Raw genomic sequence first — 15473 nt, 5'->3', positions numbered from 1 at the left:
GGAAACTATCACAGGCTTAATCATCAACTAAGCGCATCTAGGGTAAATCAAAAATCAATGCAGTTGCTTGAGTGTCCGTTGGGTTAATCAAGGTCACCGTGGTCATGTCGGTGAGTTTAGCGCCATCACCTATGGTTAACTGCTGATCTTCAATATTGAGCTCGCCAGCCACCTGATGAACATACATTTTACGGTCAGTTGCTATCTGATAGGTTATTTCAGATTTAGGCGCCAAAATCAGTTGTGACAATGTCGCATTTTGCTTGATTTGCAAGGTACCGTTTTCACCCGTTGGCGTAGCAATCGTGGTTAACCCCACTGCTTGACCAAAGTTTTTTTGTTGGTATCCAGGTGTATTGCCTAAGGTATTTGGCTGGATCCAAATTTGTAAAAATTTCAGTGGTTCTGTAGCTGATGCGTTGTACTCACTGTGAGTAATTCCACTGCCAGCAGACATTAATTGAAACTCACCAGCAGGCAATACTTCAACATTGCCTTCACTGTCTTTATGGGCGATAGAGCCTTCAAGTACGTAGCTGATAATTTCCATGTCACGGTGGCCGTGAGTGGCAAATCCGGCACTAGGAGATACACTGTCATCATTGATGACTCGCAGTGCTGAAAAGCCCATGTGTTGTGGATCATAGTAGCTGCCAAATGAAAAACTGTGTTTGCTGTCTAACCAACCAAAGTTGGCTATTCCACGCTCGCTTGCATGACGTAAGGTAATCATAACTATCTCCTAAGGCGCAATTAAAAAAACTAAACAGACGTTTGGTTCATTTAAGATAATTTCGCGGTAATGGCGTTATCGATTGCGACTTTGCCTGAACCTGACAGTGCAAGTGACACGCTGGCGGCCAATAGTGCTAACGCAAATTCATAGCCGTTATTTGCCATAAATAAACCGTTGCTGATATGTACACTAGCAATGGCGATAATCATGGTGAATGCTAATAAAACTGCGGTAGGACGAGTCAGTAAGCCTAGTAGAATGAACAGTCCGCCAACCAATTCAGCGCTACCGGCTAAGAAAGCCATTAACACGCCAGGTTCGATGCCAATTGATGCCATCCATTGTCCTGTACCTTCAAGGCCATAACCGCCAAACCAACCAAATAGTTTTTGGCCGCCGTGAGCCATAAAAATAATCCCAACAGGTAAGCGTAATGCCAATGTGCTGAAACCTGCAGTAGAATTTGTGATGCGATTAACGAGTGCTTTCATGGTATGTATCCTCAATAAATTTAAACATTGTTTGTTTTGTAGTGAGCCTTTCTTACTGGTTGATAAGAAGTATATTGAGACTTGATTGAATAAAAAATCGGAATAAACTGACGTAAAGGTTCAAATTATTTGAATACGGAGGAATGATGCAAAATCCGATCACTATCGACGCATTACGCGCCTTAGATGCAATTGAACGTAAGGGCAGTTTTGCTGCTGCAGCAGCATCGTTATATCGAGTGCCATCAGCACTGACTTACACCATCAAAAAACTTGAAGATGATATGGGCACGGCGTTATTTGACCGTACAAAGCAAAAAGCACAGCTGACACCCGCAGGTAAAATTGTATTAGAGCAAGGACGGCAGATTTTGTTAGCCACCAATCGGTTGGTTGATTCAGTGCAGCAATTAGAATCTGGCTGGGAAACCGAAATACGGTTATCACGCGACACGGTTATCCCTCAGGGGGTATTGTTTCAATTAATTGAACAATTTAATCAGTTAGATCATTCGGTCGACATTAGTGTGGATGTTGAAGCCGTCGGTGGTGGTTGGGATGCATTACATAGCCGCCGCGCCGATATTGTGATTGGTGCATCTGGCGAATTACCTAGAGGTGTATTTCAAACCCATAAAATAGGCGAGATTGAATTTGTGTTTGCGGTTGCGCCACATCATCCATTGGCGTTTGTTGATGGTATATTAGAAGCCGACAAATTAACAGATTATGCTTCGGTTGTGGTTGCTGATACATCACAACTTTTACCCACTCGAAGCAGCGGTATGTTCAACAGTAAGCAGGTGATTAGGGTCAACACCATGGAAACTAAAATAGCGGCACAGCGACAAGGTTTGGGGATTGGTTTTTTACCTAGGCACATGGTGCAATGTTATTTTGATAGTGGCGAATTGATTGAAAAATCCTGTTCAATTCCAAGACCAAATCAAAGTTTGTACATTGCTTGGCATAAAGATCATCAAGGCCGTGCATTTGACTGGTTTGTGGACCATTTACCTAAAGCCGACTGGGGTTTATAACATCTGAATGTGAGCACAATGATAGCGACCAATGTGAGATCGCAGATACGAGCTCACATTGGTGCTTATCGATCCCATCGTGATATTGAATATCAGCGTTGATGTCGTTGCTTAACTATTCTTTTAACTACTCGCTTGAATACTCACTTGAGCATTCTTGCTAGCGTTAGTTTTCTTGTCTAGTGAGCCACTGAAACGTGTTAATGCTAGGGCAATAACCACAATCACCGCACCAACCCAAGGTGTATGCATTAGGCCAGCGTTAGCCACAATCAGCCCGCCACCCCAAGACCCAAGTGCAATACCGACATTAAAAGCGGCAATATTTAATCCTGAAGCCACATCAACGGCGTCGGGTGTGTACTTCTGTGCAAGTGAAACTACGTAAACTTGTAGCCCTGGTACATTACCAAATGCAAACGCGCCCCAGACCAAAATGGTGATCACAGCGGCAATAGGGTTAACCGCAGTAAAGTTAAATATCACTAATATGGTCGCAAGACCGCTGAAAATAATACTTAACGCTTTAATTGGGCCCATTTTATCGGCCATTTTTCCGCCCCAAATATTACCAATAGCGACCGATACCCCGTACACCAACATGATTAAGCCAATAGATTGAGATTCAAAACCAGACACTTGCTCTAAAATGGGGGCTAAAAAAGTAAAGGCCGTAAATGTGCCGCCATAACCTAATGCGGTAATAGCATAGACCAGTAATAACCGTGGTTGAGTGAGTACTTTTAATTGCGATGATAATTTTGCCGCGGGTGGCTGAGGTAAATTATTAGGAACCAACAAGCTACTGCCAATCAAGGCTACAAATCCAAGAATTGCGACAGTTAAAAAAGTGGCTTGCCAGCCAAAGGTCTGGCCAATGTAGGTCCCCAAAGGGACGCCTGTCACTAAGGCGACGGTTAACCCCGTAAACATAATGGCAATCGCACTGGCAGCTTTTTCTTTGGGTACTAACCCAGTGGCAATGGTTGAGCCAATAGAGAAAAATACTCCGTGGGCTAACCCAGTGATAATGCGTGCAGCGATTAAGGTTTCGTAACCGGGCGCTTGCCAAGCCAATAGATTACCCGCAACAAATAAACTCATTACCGCCAGCAATACGTGTTTGCGATTCCATTTACCGGTTAATGCGGTGAGTACAGGTGCGCCAATGGCGACACCTAATGCGTAAATACTGACCAATAAGCCAGCCGATGGTAATGATACGTTCAGATCTTGTGCCATTGTGGGGATTAATCCCACAATGGCAAATTCGGTGGTTCCAATAGCAAAGGCGCTAAGCGTCAATGCGAGTAAAGCTAACGGCATAATGTGTTCCTCTTAGGTTGTCGCTAGGATTTACCGTCGCGATAAATGTGTCAGTCAGTTGATGGGCGTCATTATTGATTAGATATATGTTGTTAAAAACAGTATGTTTAGCAAATGACTTTTGCTATAAATGCAATAAACAATGATGTTAGAGCGACTCTTTAGATCGACACAGCACAAGATGAGGTATGCATGCTTACGCGTTCAGATGATTTAGATATATTGCTGATGGTGGTCGACTGCGGCGGGTTTTCTGCAGCGGCCGACGCACTCAATATTCAGGTTGCACGAGTGTCACGTGCGGTAAGTAAAATAGAGCAACAGCTCGGGGTCACCATTCTCAATCGTACCACTCGGCGTGTTGAGTTAACCGATGAAGGCCGCCAATTTGTCGAATCTGTTCGGGGTGGATTACAACAATTACAACGCGCAGAAGATGAACTCGTACGTCGTGGTGAACTACCACAAGGACGTTTGCGTGTGGACGCGGCAAGTCCGTTTGTGTTTCATCAATTAGTGCCTTTGATGAAAGATTTTCGAGCCGCTTATCCAGACATTGAATTAGCATTGACCTCGAACGAGGGCTATGTCGATTTACTTGAAAAGCGTACCGATGTGGCCATTAGAATCGGTAAGCTGGCAGACTCAACCTTGCATGCTCGACCATTAGGTAAAAGTGCCTTACATATTGTTGCCTCCGCTGAGTATTTAGCGCGTAGAGGTGTGCCACAAAAAGTGTCTGATTTGGCTTGCCACGAGTTACTTGGGTTTACCGAACCTAAAATATTGAATCACTGGCCGCTAAAAGGTTGCGATGTTATTACCCCTACCATCAGCACCAGCAATGGAGAAACCTTGCGTCAACTAGCACTGGCAGGTAATGGCATTGCGTGTCTTTCAGGTTTTATGATTAATGATGATCTCGCGGCGGGTCGGTTAGTGCCCATACTTCAGTCGGAGAAGTTTACTCACATAGAACGTGAACAAGTGAATGCGGTGTATTACAAATCGTCTATTGTTGCGCGACGTATTTCTGCATTTATTGAGTTTATTCAACCAAGATTAACCTTATAACTAAGGGCTCAATTTAATCGTGTGTAGATATTTGCAGTTTGAGCAAAACAGATTTGCTTGGTTGACGGTTTATTTCTGTTGTTAGTTGGCGCACAGTGTTGGTTCAGATACCGTTTTTAGGAAGACAATATGACCACTATTCCATTGTTAGGCACAGGTACCTTCAGACTTAAAGATCAACTGGCATTTGATTCAGTGTTAATGGCGCTAAAGCAGGGTTCTCGCCACATTGATACCGCTCAGATTTACGCCAATGAGAAACAAGTTGGTGATGCAATTAACGCATCGGGTATCGCAAGAGCTGATATTTTCCTCACCACTAAGGTGTGGACAGATCGCTTTGCCCACGACCAACTGATTCAAAGCGTGCATGACAGCTTGGCTTTATTGCAAACCGACTATGTGGATTTGTTACTGATACATTGGCCCTTACGTGATGATTCCGTACCCATGCGAGAGTATTTGCTGGCATTAAAAGAGGTGCAAGATGCTGGTTTGGCGAAGCACATTGGCGTGTCTAATTTCACTATTGTCCAGGTGACACAAGCGATTGAGATTTTAGGTGCAGACGCAATATTTACCAATCAGGTTGAAGTACATCCATATTTGCAAAATAATCGACTGGTCGAATTCTGTCAGCAGCACAATATTATGGTTACAGGTTATATGCCGTTTGCCTATGGTGCGGTATTAACTGATGACACTATTGTCGCGATTGCGAAAAAGCATCAAATGACACCCGCTCAAACGGTATTAGTGTGGATGCGTCAAAAAGGTTATGTGACCATTCCATCGTCAACTAAGCTGGTAAATGTGCAAGCTAATATGGCCTCATTAGCGTTATCGCTTCCGTCTGAAGACATGGCGGCGATCGATAAATTAGATCGAAATCATCGTGTAGCTGCGCCAGATTTTAGCCCTGATTGGGATCAATAATCTATCAGAAAATGATCCATTAGCGAACGAGCCAATGGCTTAAGTGGCCACGGAGTTCGCACTCAGTTTTAGATGATTTGTATAGCAAGTATCCACGCCAACATGAGTGATCATATTGGCGTTTTTTATTTTCAGGGTTGCTAGCTGCTTGACATGGGTGTAAGACATAGGTTTACAGTCGTTGCATATGCTCAGTAGATTTATTTATGTAGATCTTATTTTTCAATAAAGTTGTTACCCCAAGGAGTGATTATGCAAGTCAGTGAACTCGCGACGTTATTGGGTGTTACCACAGACACAATTCGTTTTTACACCCGAATCGGCCTGCTCGCACCAACAAAATCGCCTAGCAATGGTTATAAATACTATCGTGACAAAGAAGTGTCGCGGATGCGATTTATTATGAGTGCCAGAAACTTAGGTTTTTCGGTGGATGAAATTAAAGTGATTTTTTCCAAAACTGATCACGGTGAAAGCGCTTGTACCATGGTGAAGCAGCTTATTAGCCAAAAGTTGGCCGAAACTGAAATACTGTTTAATGAAACGTTAAAGCTACGTAATAAGCTGACTCAAGCCGTAAGTGAGTGGGAAAATCTGCCAGCATTGGCGCCTACAGGTGCCATGATTTGTCACTTGATTGAGGGATTTGATCCAAACCATGAAACCCCTTGTCAGGTTAGTGATAAGGAGTCTTTGTGATGAATACCCAAACAACAACACAATTATTGATAGAGGGTGCAGGTTGTGCCAGCTGTGTTGGCAAAATTGAGAAAGCCCTTAAAACAGTCGCGCAAGTAGAGCAGGCTGAAATGAACTTTGCTGATCGCAGTGTGATGGTCACCGGAGAGGTTGACGTTGCTCGTTTACTTGATGCTGTTGAACAAGCCGGTTACCACGCAATTGTGATTAACGATCAAGGTGGTGCAGATGCCATTGATGAGAAAGAACAGGCCGATGCTGCCTACTATAAAAGCTTAATCAAACACACAGTCGTTGCATTAGCAGTGGGTATTCCACTGATGATCTATGGTTTATTGATTGGTGAAATGACCGTTACCAGCCCAATGCAACAGCTGGTTTGGGGCGCAATTGGTGTGCTCACCTTAGGGATAATGTTTGTCTCGGGTAAGCATTTTTATTCTGGCGCTTGGAAGTCATTTATTAATCATAGCGCCAATATGGATACCTTAATCGCCTTAGGTACCGGAACCGCCTGGATTTATTCTATGGTCGTGGTGCTTGCGCCAGATTTATTGCCACAAATGGCGCGCCATGTTTATTTTGAAGCAACCGCGATGATCATTGGTTTAATCAACCTTGGGCTTGCGTTAGAGGTTAAAGCGCGCGGTAAAACCTCGGCAGCCATTAAACGTCTTATTGGCTTACAAGCTAAAACGGCTAGAGTGATCCGCAATGGTAAAGCGGTCGATATCGATATTGCTCTGGTGCAATTAAACGATAAAGTCAGTGTTCGTCCAGGTGAAAAAATTCCTGTTGATGGTGTGGTCGTTGAAGGCAGCAGCTTTATTGATGAGTCGATGCTGACTGGTGAACCTATTCCGGTTGAAAAAGGCATTAACGATGACGTAGTCGCGGGCACATTAAATAAGCTAGGTTCACTTACCTTCACCGCTACCCGAGTCGGTAAAGATACCGCCTTGGCGCATATTATTACTATGGTTAAGCGGGCACAAAATTCCAAACCGCCCATTGGCCGTATGGCAGATGTGATTTCGGGCTATTTTGTTCCCGCTATGATGATTATTGCCATTATTAGCGCCATGGTATGGCTCAATTTTGGTCCAGAACCGTCAATGGGATACGCCATCGTGTCGGCGATGACAATTTTAATTATCGCTTGTCCGTGTGCGTTAGGGTTAGCAACACCCATGTCGGTGATGGTGGGCGTGGGTAAAGCCGCTGAATCTGGCGTGCTTATTCGTAATGGTGAAGCCCTGCAAACGGCATCGACGATTACCACCATGATTTTAGATAAAACCGGCACGATTACCGAAGGCGCGCCAAAAATCACCGATATCATAGTGGTCAATGGTCGCGAACAAGAAAACGTATTGCAACTGGCGGCAAGTATTGAGCAACATTCTGAGCATCCACTTGCACAGGCCGTAGTTCAAGCCGCTGCGGATAAGGGATTAGCGTTATTCAATGTTGAACAGTTTACTGCAATAGCCGGTTTTGGGGTTCAAGCCCAATATCAATCAACACAGTTGTTATTTGGTAATGAAAAACTAATGCGCGAAAAAGGCATTGCCTTAAGCGATTATCAACAACAAGCACAAGCATTAGCAGCAGAAGCCAAAACGCCAATGTATTTTGCCATCGACGGTGAACTAGCTGCGGTAATTGCAGTGGCTGACCCGATTAAAGCTGACTCTGTTGCCGCCATCGCAAGGCTTAAAAACAGTGGCATTAAGGTCATTATGCTTACTGGTGATAACCATGCGACAGCCGCAGCAGTGGCTGCCAAAGTGGGTGTTGATGACTTTTTTGCCGATGTATTACCACAAGATAAAGCCAATAAAGTGGCCGAATTACAAGCCTTAGGTGAGGTTGTGGGTATGACCGGCGATGGCATTAATGATGCTCCAGCGTTGGCTCTGGCTAATGTCGGCTTTGCCATAGGCACCGGAACAGACGTGGCGATTGAAAGTGCCGATATAACGCTAATGCGAGGATCGCTACACGGTTTGGCAGATGCCATCGCGGTGAGTAAAGCGACGTTAGGCAACATTAGGCAAAATCTGGTTGGTGCGTTTATTTACAATATGGCGGGTATTCCGCTCGCTGCAGGGGTGTTATTTCCGGTATTTGGCGTATTGCTTAACCCAGTAGTTGCCGGTGCTGCAATGGCATTTTCATCATTAACCGTGGTGACCAATGCCAACCGTTTACGCTTTTTTACCCCTCAACAACACTAGGAGTGAATGATGCTATTAATTAACTTATTTTGTGTGGCATTGATTGCCCTTATCGTTTGGTGGTTTTGGTTATATAAACCCAAAGCCACCACTCATCAAGCAACAAACGCTATTGTGGTAAAAGACGGCGTTTACTCTCCGGCAAGGATAACTGTGCCGGCCAATACAGCGACACAATTAACCTTTTTACGACAGGACAAAGCCGGTTGCTCTGCCAGTTTGTTATTTCCTGACTTAGACATTAGCGAAGAGCTGCCTCTGGACAAATCTGTGGTTATTTCGCTGCCAGCGCTAGCCAAAGGAGAGTATCCGTTTCATTGCCAAATGCAGATGTACAAAGGGGTATTACTAGTTGAGTAATCCTAAATAGCAGCAATGCTAAGCAGGTATCACTCTTACCTTGATGCTTGTCGCTAGGCACATAAACTTTCAAAAAAGCCACACAATTACGTAAGTTAACATCTGTTTATTCAAGATGCTTACTTGCGTAATTGGTGATATTCTGACGATTCATTTACTACTGATTTTTCGATGACATCATGATACGACGTTTAATGGATTACTTTCGCTTAGTGTTGTTTATTTGTGGTGTCTTGATTGGTATTCAAGTCCCTGCGTTTGTCGAACAATACGGCCAACGACTTGAAGCTCATCAGCTTGAAGCTAAGCTCAGTTTGGCAGAATTTCAGCGTGATGCGGACCGTTTTTTTGCTGGAGACATCAGTAAACTTATCCGCCACTATCAACAAAATAACGATCCGGTTTTTAGTGCTGGTGGTGAAAGTATTGAGTCAATATACCAACGTTATACATCACTCACCGAAGCGTTGGGCCGTTTTAATCAACACAGTTATAGTCCTTATCAGCAAATAGCATTAGCCCCACAAAAAGACATTCAAGCTGAGGTCTGGCAGGCTTATAGCCATGTAATTTTATTGAAACCAGAGGCGATTGCCATTGGGTTGCTGCTAGGGTTATTGATCTCTATATTGTGTGAATCAGTATTATCTATTTTGTATTTGGGTTGTCGCAGGGTGTTTGCCCCAAGATAATCTCTCGTGTTAACAAGGGTTAATAGCCCTCAATAATCAAGGATATATTATGATCGCTACAGGACAATCTTTACCAAAAGCTACCTTAAGCCAACTGACAAAAGACGGCATGGTTAATCACGATGTTACTGAGCTTTTTGCCGGTAAAAAAGTAGTATTGTTTGCAGTGCCAGGTGCATTTACACCAACCTGTTCAGAAGCTCACTTACCAGGTTTTGTAGTATTAGCCGACGAGTTTAAAGCTAAAGGTGTTGACCTTATCGCTTGTGTATCTGTTAACGATGCATTCGTAATGAAAGCGTGGGGCGAAGCCCAAAATGCTTCTGAATTAATGATGCTAGCCGACGGTGATGCAAGCTTCGCAAAAGCGTTAGGCTTAGAAATGGATACCGCTGGTTTTGGCGGCGTTCGTTCACAACGTTATGCGATGGTGATCGACAATGGCGTAGTGACTTTACTGAATGTTGAGGAAGGTAAGTCATTTGAAGTCAGCACTGCTGAAGCGGTAATGGCTGCACTGTAATCTATATTATGTCTCAGAATTAGAGACTTAACAGTACAGCAAAATGGGCGCCAATAAGGCGCCCATTTTTATGAAAAAAACAGTTATCAGTAAAGCTTGTTAGTATTGATTATCCGCGGATGCCTAAGTGTTGTTCAATGTTATCGACACTGTTACTGACCTCAAGCGCAATCGTTTCACTTTGTTCAAACGCATCTTTAGCATGCAGCATTAGGCTATCCATCGCGATGACAAACTCATCAAGATGCCCCACCTGTTGCTTAGCATGTTCACTCCCTTGGCTCGCACTGCTCGCCATCTCTTGAGCTTGCTGCTGTACTTGCAACGCAACATCTAACAAACTCTGGGCTCGACCTTTTTGCTGTGCAGATGCTTCGCTGATGTCGTTAACGCTGTGGCTAAGTGCTGTGTTCGAGCGGGTTAGTTGCTCGAAAATAGCCATTATGTCTTTTAATGATTGTTGAGTCCGTTGCGATAAACTGCGTACTTCATCGGCTACCACAGCAAAACCACGACCTTGTTCACCTGCACGAGCGGCTTCAATGGCGGCATTTAATGCCAATAAGTTGGTTTGGTCGGCAATATTACCAATAACATCCACAATTTTAGCTGCGTCATTAACCGATGTACTGAGTTGGGTTAGTGAGTGGTTACATTGATTGACCTTGGTGACAGTGTGATCGGTCGCATCTAACACCGCCTGGGCTTCTTGTTGGCTTGCTTGCATATCATGCATGGTTTGCTCTGCACTGGCAGTTACCAAGCTAGACGACCGGTTTACTTCATTGGCAAGAGTAATTAAATCAGCGGTTTGTGATTGAGTTTGTTGTACCACATCTTGCGTTTGTTGCGTGCTAGTTGATAAGGAACCAATTTTAGCGACTAATTCACTCAATGAGTTAGACACCTGTGCCATATTACTTTTTTGTTGTTCGTCATCTTGTTCAAATCGCTGTAATAGGCGATTAAAGTGTGCCGCAATTTGGCCTGTTTCGCATTGGCTGGTCACGGGTAATGGTTCTCGTTGATTCGATTCGCTTAACATTGAAAAAGCACGGTTTAAACGTTTAAGCGGGCTAACGACTCGTCGTTGTTGTAACACTAAATAACCAATAGAAAACAATGCTATCAATATCACCATGGTGTATAGCAACCACTGCAAACGGATTTTAAGTTGTTCATCGGTTACGGCTTGTGTATTGGCCAGTCTCACTAATTGCTGTTCTACTTGGCTGGTGGCGTTAATTAGCGCAGTTTGTACTAGTTGATTGTCGCTGAGCATTTGCTTGGTATTACTCACTTCTTTGCTATAGCGTTGAGTCAAACTCAGCAATTCTGCGCGAGGGGCTTCACCGGTTTCAATACGTTCCGGTTCGTCATCGCCTAAGGCGAATTCATCCACTTCTTCGGTGCGATAAATACCCAGCAAAGATAGCTTCTCCAAATCATCATGCCATGTGTTGAGAGAGTTTATCGAAAAGTTAAGGCTATTATTTGCTCCTGCATCTTGATCAATCAGTAAGGCCTGAGTCTGCTGTGATAGTTGATAAACTAGGTTAGGTAACTCAAGACTAAGCGCAAGATATTGCTCCACAGTATTTGAGTCATTCGGTGCTGATTGGGCATAACGATGTAGGCTGCGGCTGTAATCGATCATTTCTGATTCAGCAAAAGCCAGTAGTTGGCGTGGGTTACCGGCCAGTTTTCCTGCGGCACGGTATTTAGTGTCTAAGTCGCTAATTAATTGAGTCATTAAGCTGGTTAATGAAGCACTATCAAGCTGTGGGTGAGCGGAACTTAGCTGGGTAATATTGTCGGTTATACGGGTAATATCGCTGCGGGCTTGTTCGAGATAATTGCTTTGGCCTGTTTGTAAGTAACTATCAATGTTCCGGCGAACATCATACTGAAAGGTATGTTGAATATGTTGTAAGTCTAGGTTTAATTTTTCACTGGTTTGCCGTTGTTGATTACTCCATAACACGGTAGCGGCGAGTAATGCCGCAAGCAGTAATAATAAGGCGGATGCACTAAGGGATAGGGTCGATATCTTCATAGGTAAGTGACTTCACATAAATGCCAATATGTGCATTTTATGGCACTAATGTTACAGTTTTTCGTGATTGCACTTTATCTATGAGTTAATAACGTGTGGTGAAATGTGTCCGTTGTTAGTTGTAGAGATTTTTATCGATTAACGGCAGCCACACTTGTGCTTTTAAGCCGCCTTGAGGGCGGTTAGACAACTTCACCTTGCCATGATGGCGGTCAATAATACGTTTAATAATAGCTAGCCCTAAGCCAGAACCAATACTACCGCGTGCGGTATCACCTTGGGTAAAGGGTTGAAATAGATGCTCAACTTCGGCTTCATTAATACCAGGGCCGTTATCTTCAACACTAAAACACACCGCGTTACCTTGATGATAAGAACTGATTTTTATCCAGCCATTGCCATAGCGGAACGCATTTTCGACCAAGTTGCTCAGTACACGTTTAATGGCGACGCTGTTCATGGGAACATCGGGGCAGTCTGCTAGCGACAGCTCGATGGTTTCTTCACGGTGTGATTCTTGTTGGCTAATTTCTTGGATCAAACGATTGATTTGGTCGGGCTCGCGTACACCTTCACGGTCGTTACGAATATAAGCAATAAATTGGTTAATAATCGCATCCATGTCTTCAATGTCGGTGACAATACCTTCTTTTAAATATTGGTCGTCTTCTACCATCATTTCAGATGCTAATCGAATGCGGGTCAATGGTGTGCGTAAATCGTGTGAAATCCCCGCCATTAATAAAGCACGGTCTTGCTCAAGCTGTTTCATGCTATGAGCCATTTGGTTAAACGCATGGGTTACTTCAACAATTTCAGTCGAGCCACTTAACGGCAGTGTTGGCGGAAAGTCGCCTTGAGAAACGGCCACCGCGGCTTTTTGTAAGCGTTTTAAAGGCCTGTTTTGCCTACGGGCAAATAACCAGCCACCGGCGACACTGAGCCCGCCAATAACCAGCAAATACAAGGTTAATGGTGATAAGTCTGACTCGTTAATGCCCGTCAAAGGGACTTTTATCCACAATGTGGGGGCTTGCGGCGGTTTTATCCACACATCGAGCTTTTCACCTTGCGAAAAACGCACTTCGGCTTCACCGCCAAGGTAAACTGACATTTGTTCTGACAAGAAACTGTAATAAGTGGCTTGGCCGAGTCCGGCTTCTTGTGCTTGTTTTTGGTTATAAACGGTCATGCCATCGTCACGCACTTTGGCGTTTAAGGCATCCACCATGGTGAGATGTTCACGGCCAACATCGACCCCATCAACAAATAATATATTGATTTGGCGGGCAATTAATTGGTTTATTTGCTCATAACTGGGCTTGATAAAGTAAACGGCGACAGACCAATATGACACTAATTGATTGATCAGCAGTAAGCTGCCGATCAGCAATACGGTTTGACTAAAAGCGCTTCTAGGTAAGAAGCGTTGCCACCATTTTAACTTCAGTTTCATGGATTACTTACGCGTGGTGCCGTCGGGCACAAACACATAACCTAAACCCCAAACTGTTTGGATATAACGAGGGTTAGCGGCGTCTTTTTCAATTAAACGACGCAAGCGCGATACCTGAACATCGATTGAACGCTCAAGGGCTGAATAGTCACGGCCACGGGCAAGGTTCATCAATTTGTCGCGCGATAATGGCTCACGAGGATGGTTTACCAGCACTTTAAGCACAGCAAACTCACCACTGGTAAGTGCAATGCTTTCATCGCCATGGAACATTTCACGAGTGGCTAAATTTAGCGAAAACTCACCAAACTCAATCATTTCTTCTTGTTGCGCAGGCGCACCAGGTACTTCAGCAATTTGGCGACGCATTACCGCTTTAATACGTGCTAATAACTCACGTGGATTAAACGGTTTAGGTAAATAGTCATCAGCGCCAAGCTCTAGGCCAATGATACGATCAACTTCATCGCCTTTGGCGGTCAGCATCACGATAGGGATTGGATTTTCTTGCTGGCGCAAACGGCGGCAAATAGACAAACCATCTTCGCCTGGTAGCATCAGATCGAGTACTAATAAATGGAAATTTTCACGTTCAAGTAATCTATCCATTTGTTCTGCATTGGCAGCGCTACGAACTTGGAAGCCTTGCTCAATTAAGTAACGTTCTAATAATGAACGTAATCTCATGTCATCATCGACAACGAGAATCTTAGAGGTTTCTTGGCCCATGACATATCCTTTTAACACTAAATTGATACTAGCAATGACTCAGTATGAAGTGTAATCGCTTGAATTTGAATAGCTGATTGTGGCAGAAATTGTAACTAAATAGCTGTAAATGTTTGTTTATCGCTTAAATAGCAACAAATGGTCAGTCAAATTACCTTTATTTACGTTAAATGATAACGTCAATTGCTGTTTGCTAGGCTGATAAACCATGCTGGGAATAGTACTGGGTAAGTTAGTTGTGTGTTGGGGATGGCTATTAAAAACGGGCTCAAAGGTTAGCTGATTTTGGTGTAATTCAAACCGTCCCCATTGTAAGTGAGTGACGTGCTCATTGGCTTGTGGGTCTTGGTGTAGGTTAATGTTCACCATGGCGTAATAGCCATTGTCGAGCAGTACTAAGCTACTCAGCGCTGGGGTAGACAATTGATGCCATACACCATAGACCGATTGGTTAGTCGTGAGGTTATAGTGATGTTGTTCATCAGCAATGCTGTCGGCATTAGTATCGATGGCTAATGCGAGTTGTAACGACTGTGATGTCAGCATCATGTTTAATTGCGGATGCTCGAATTGATATGCGACTAATCCTTGTTGGGCATTATTACTGTAGCTAGGGATAAAGTGCGCGTCTGTTGATTGCAAATCCAAACGGCCCCATTCTGCCACGCTATCTTGTGGCGTGGTTAAGTTAAGTTCTAGGTGTAAGTAGCTGCGATTACGATTTAACTGCAATAAGGTAATACGTTCAGGGGAGTTGATTACCCAACCACCGAAGATGTTGTTATTGGTACTCGGTTGCGTAGCGGCATGCAGTGGATTTGCCTGCAATACACTGCAAGCCAGCACTAGCGATATGAGGATAACAGGGTTTTGTGACTGAATATGGGGCTTAATTCCCTTAAATACGGTAAACATAAGATCCCTTTATGTTTGATGATGCGGTTAAAAACGAATAATAGAACTGCATGCGGTAATTTTAATCAGTCTTAAACATTAGTCTTTAATGCGGATTTATCAAATAAAAAAGCCCGCAGCATAATGCCGCGGGCTTGAAGCCTTTATTAAACTTAGCTATTTATTGGGCTTAGTCTTTTTATTGGACGTAGCCTTTTATT

Annotated in this window: 15 protein-coding genes; 8 read left to right on the top strand and 7 right to left on the bottom strand. The window is 43.8% G+C overall.

Features of this window, described 5'->3' with window-relative positions:
* Positions 1 to 37: 37 nt before the first annotated feature.
* Together EGC86_RS19865 and EGC86_RS19860 are read right to left on the bottom strand one after the other, a co-directional pair.
* Positions 38 to 733: a pirin family protein gene (locus EGC86_RS19865; RefSeq protein WP_123778788.1), complete on the bottom strand. Its 696-nt coding sequence runs from the start codon at positions 731 to 733 to the stop codon at positions 38 to 40.
* 50 nt (positions 734 to 783) lie between these two features.
* Positions 784 to 1227, bottom strand: a complete 444-nt coding sequence (locus tag EGC86_RS19860) for a DoxX family protein (protein ID WP_123778787.1) — start codon at positions 1225 to 1227, stop codon at positions 784 to 786.
* Between the two features lie 146 nt (positions 1228 to 1373).
* On the opposite strand from EGC86_RS19860, the gene EGC86_RS19855 reads away from it, so the two are divergent.
* Positions 1374 to 2267 carry a LysR family transcriptional regulator gene (locus EGC86_RS19855; RefSeq protein ID WP_123778786.1) on the top strand — a complete coding sequence of 298 codons (894 nt, stop codon included), beginning with the start codon at positions 1374 to 1376 and terminating at the stop codon, positions 2265 to 2267.
* A gap of 123 nt (positions 2268 to 2390) precedes the next feature.
* Here the strand turns inward: EGC86_RS19855 and EGC86_RS19850 are convergent, their stop codons facing one another.
* Positions 2391 to 3593: an MFS transporter gene (locus tag EGC86_RS19850; RefSeq protein WP_123778785.1), complete on the bottom strand. Its 1203-nt coding sequence runs from the start codon at positions 3591 to 3593 to the stop codon at positions 2391 to 2393.
* A gap of 192 nt (positions 3594 to 3785) precedes the next feature.
* Between EGC86_RS19850 and EGC86_RS19845 the strand changes: the two genes are divergently transcribed.
* The 7 genes from EGC86_RS19845 (at position 3786) to EGC86_RS19815 (ending at position 10117) form a co-directional block, all read left to right on the top strand.
* On the top strand, positions 3786 to 4667 hold the full coding sequence (locus EGC86_RS19845; RefSeq protein WP_123778784.1) for a LysR family transcriptional regulator: 882 nt from the start codon (positions 3786 to 3788) through the stop codon (positions 4665 to 4667).
* Between the two features lie 129 nt (positions 4668 to 4796).
* Positions 4797 to 5603: a 2,5-didehydrogluconate reductase DkgB gene (gene dkgB / locus EGC86_RS19840; protein ID WP_123778783.1), complete on the top strand. Its 807-nt coding sequence runs from the start codon at positions 4797 to 4799 to the stop codon at positions 5601 to 5603.
* 252 nt (positions 5604 to 5855) lie between these two features.
* Positions 5856 to 6302: a MerR family transcriptional regulator gene (locus EGC86_RS19835; RefSeq protein ID WP_101084838.1), complete on the top strand. Its 447-nt coding sequence runs from the start codon at positions 5856 to 5858 to the stop codon at positions 6300 to 6302.
* Positions 6302 to 8542, top strand: a complete 2241-nt coding sequence (locus EGC86_RS19830) for a heavy metal translocating P-type ATPase (protein ID WP_123778782.1) — start codon at positions 6302 to 6304, stop codon at positions 8540 to 8542. The genes EGC86_RS19835 and EGC86_RS19830 overlap by 1 nt, the downstream gene beginning before the upstream one ends.
* A gap of 9 nt (positions 8543 to 8551) precedes the next feature.
* Positions 8552 to 8902 carry a cupredoxin domain-containing protein gene (locus EGC86_RS19825; RefSeq protein ID WP_011635703.1) on the top strand — a complete coding sequence of 117 codons (351 nt, stop codon included), beginning with the start codon at positions 8552 to 8554 and terminating at the stop codon, positions 8900 to 8902.
* A 179-nt stretch (positions 8903 to 9081) separates the two neighbouring features.
* Complete coding sequence (locus EGC86_RS19820; protein ID WP_011635704.1) at positions 9082 to 9594, top strand: DUF2937 family protein; 513 nt, start codon at positions 9082 to 9084, stop codon at positions 9592 to 9594.
* A gap of 49 nt (positions 9595 to 9643) precedes the next feature.
* The gene (locus EGC86_RS19815; protein WP_011635705.1) at positions 9644 to 10117 is read left to right on the top strand and encodes a peroxiredoxin; all 474 of its coding nucleotides are present in this window, start codon (positions 9644 to 9646) and stop codon (positions 10115 to 10117) included.
* Between the two features lie 109 nt (positions 10118 to 10226).
* Here the strand turns inward: EGC86_RS19815 and EGC86_RS19810 are convergent, their stop codons facing one another.
* The 4 genes from EGC86_RS19810 to EGC86_RS19795 form a co-directional block, all read right to left on the bottom strand.
* Positions 10227 to 12173, bottom strand: coding sequence for a methyl-accepting chemotaxis protein (locus tag EGC86_RS19810; protein ID WP_123778781.1), 1947 nt, complete (start codon positions 12171 to 12173; stop codon positions 10227 to 10229).
* A 115-nt stretch (positions 12174 to 12288) separates the two neighbouring features.
* Entirely contained in the window at positions 12289 to 13623 is a 1335-nt protein-coding gene (gene envZ, locus EGC86_RS19805; RefSeq protein WP_123778808.1) for a two-component system sensor histidine kinase EnvZ, read from the bottom strand.
* A gap of 9 nt (positions 13624 to 13632) precedes the next feature.
* Positions 13633 to 14358 (bottom strand): osmolarity response regulator transcription factor OmpR, encoded by a 726-nt coding sequence (gene ompR, locus EGC86_RS19800; RefSeq protein WP_011635708.1) that lies wholly within the window; start codon positions 14356 to 14358, stop codon positions 13633 to 13635.
* Positions 14359 to 14475: 117 nt separating this feature from the next.
* Entirely contained in the window at positions 14476 to 15273 is a 798-nt protein-coding gene (locus tag EGC86_RS19795) for a hypothetical protein (RefSeq protein ID WP_123778780.1), read from the bottom strand.
* Positions 15274 to 15473: the final 200 nt, after the last annotated feature.

The organism is Shewanella frigidimarina (genome assembly GCF_003797125.1).
Lineage (GTDB): Bacteria > Pseudomonadota > Gammaproteobacteria > Enterobacterales > Shewanellaceae > Shewanella > Shewanella frigidimarina.
The sequence above is the reverse complement of the archived record's forward strand: the minus strand, read 5'-3'. Positions and strand labels throughout refer to the sequence as shown.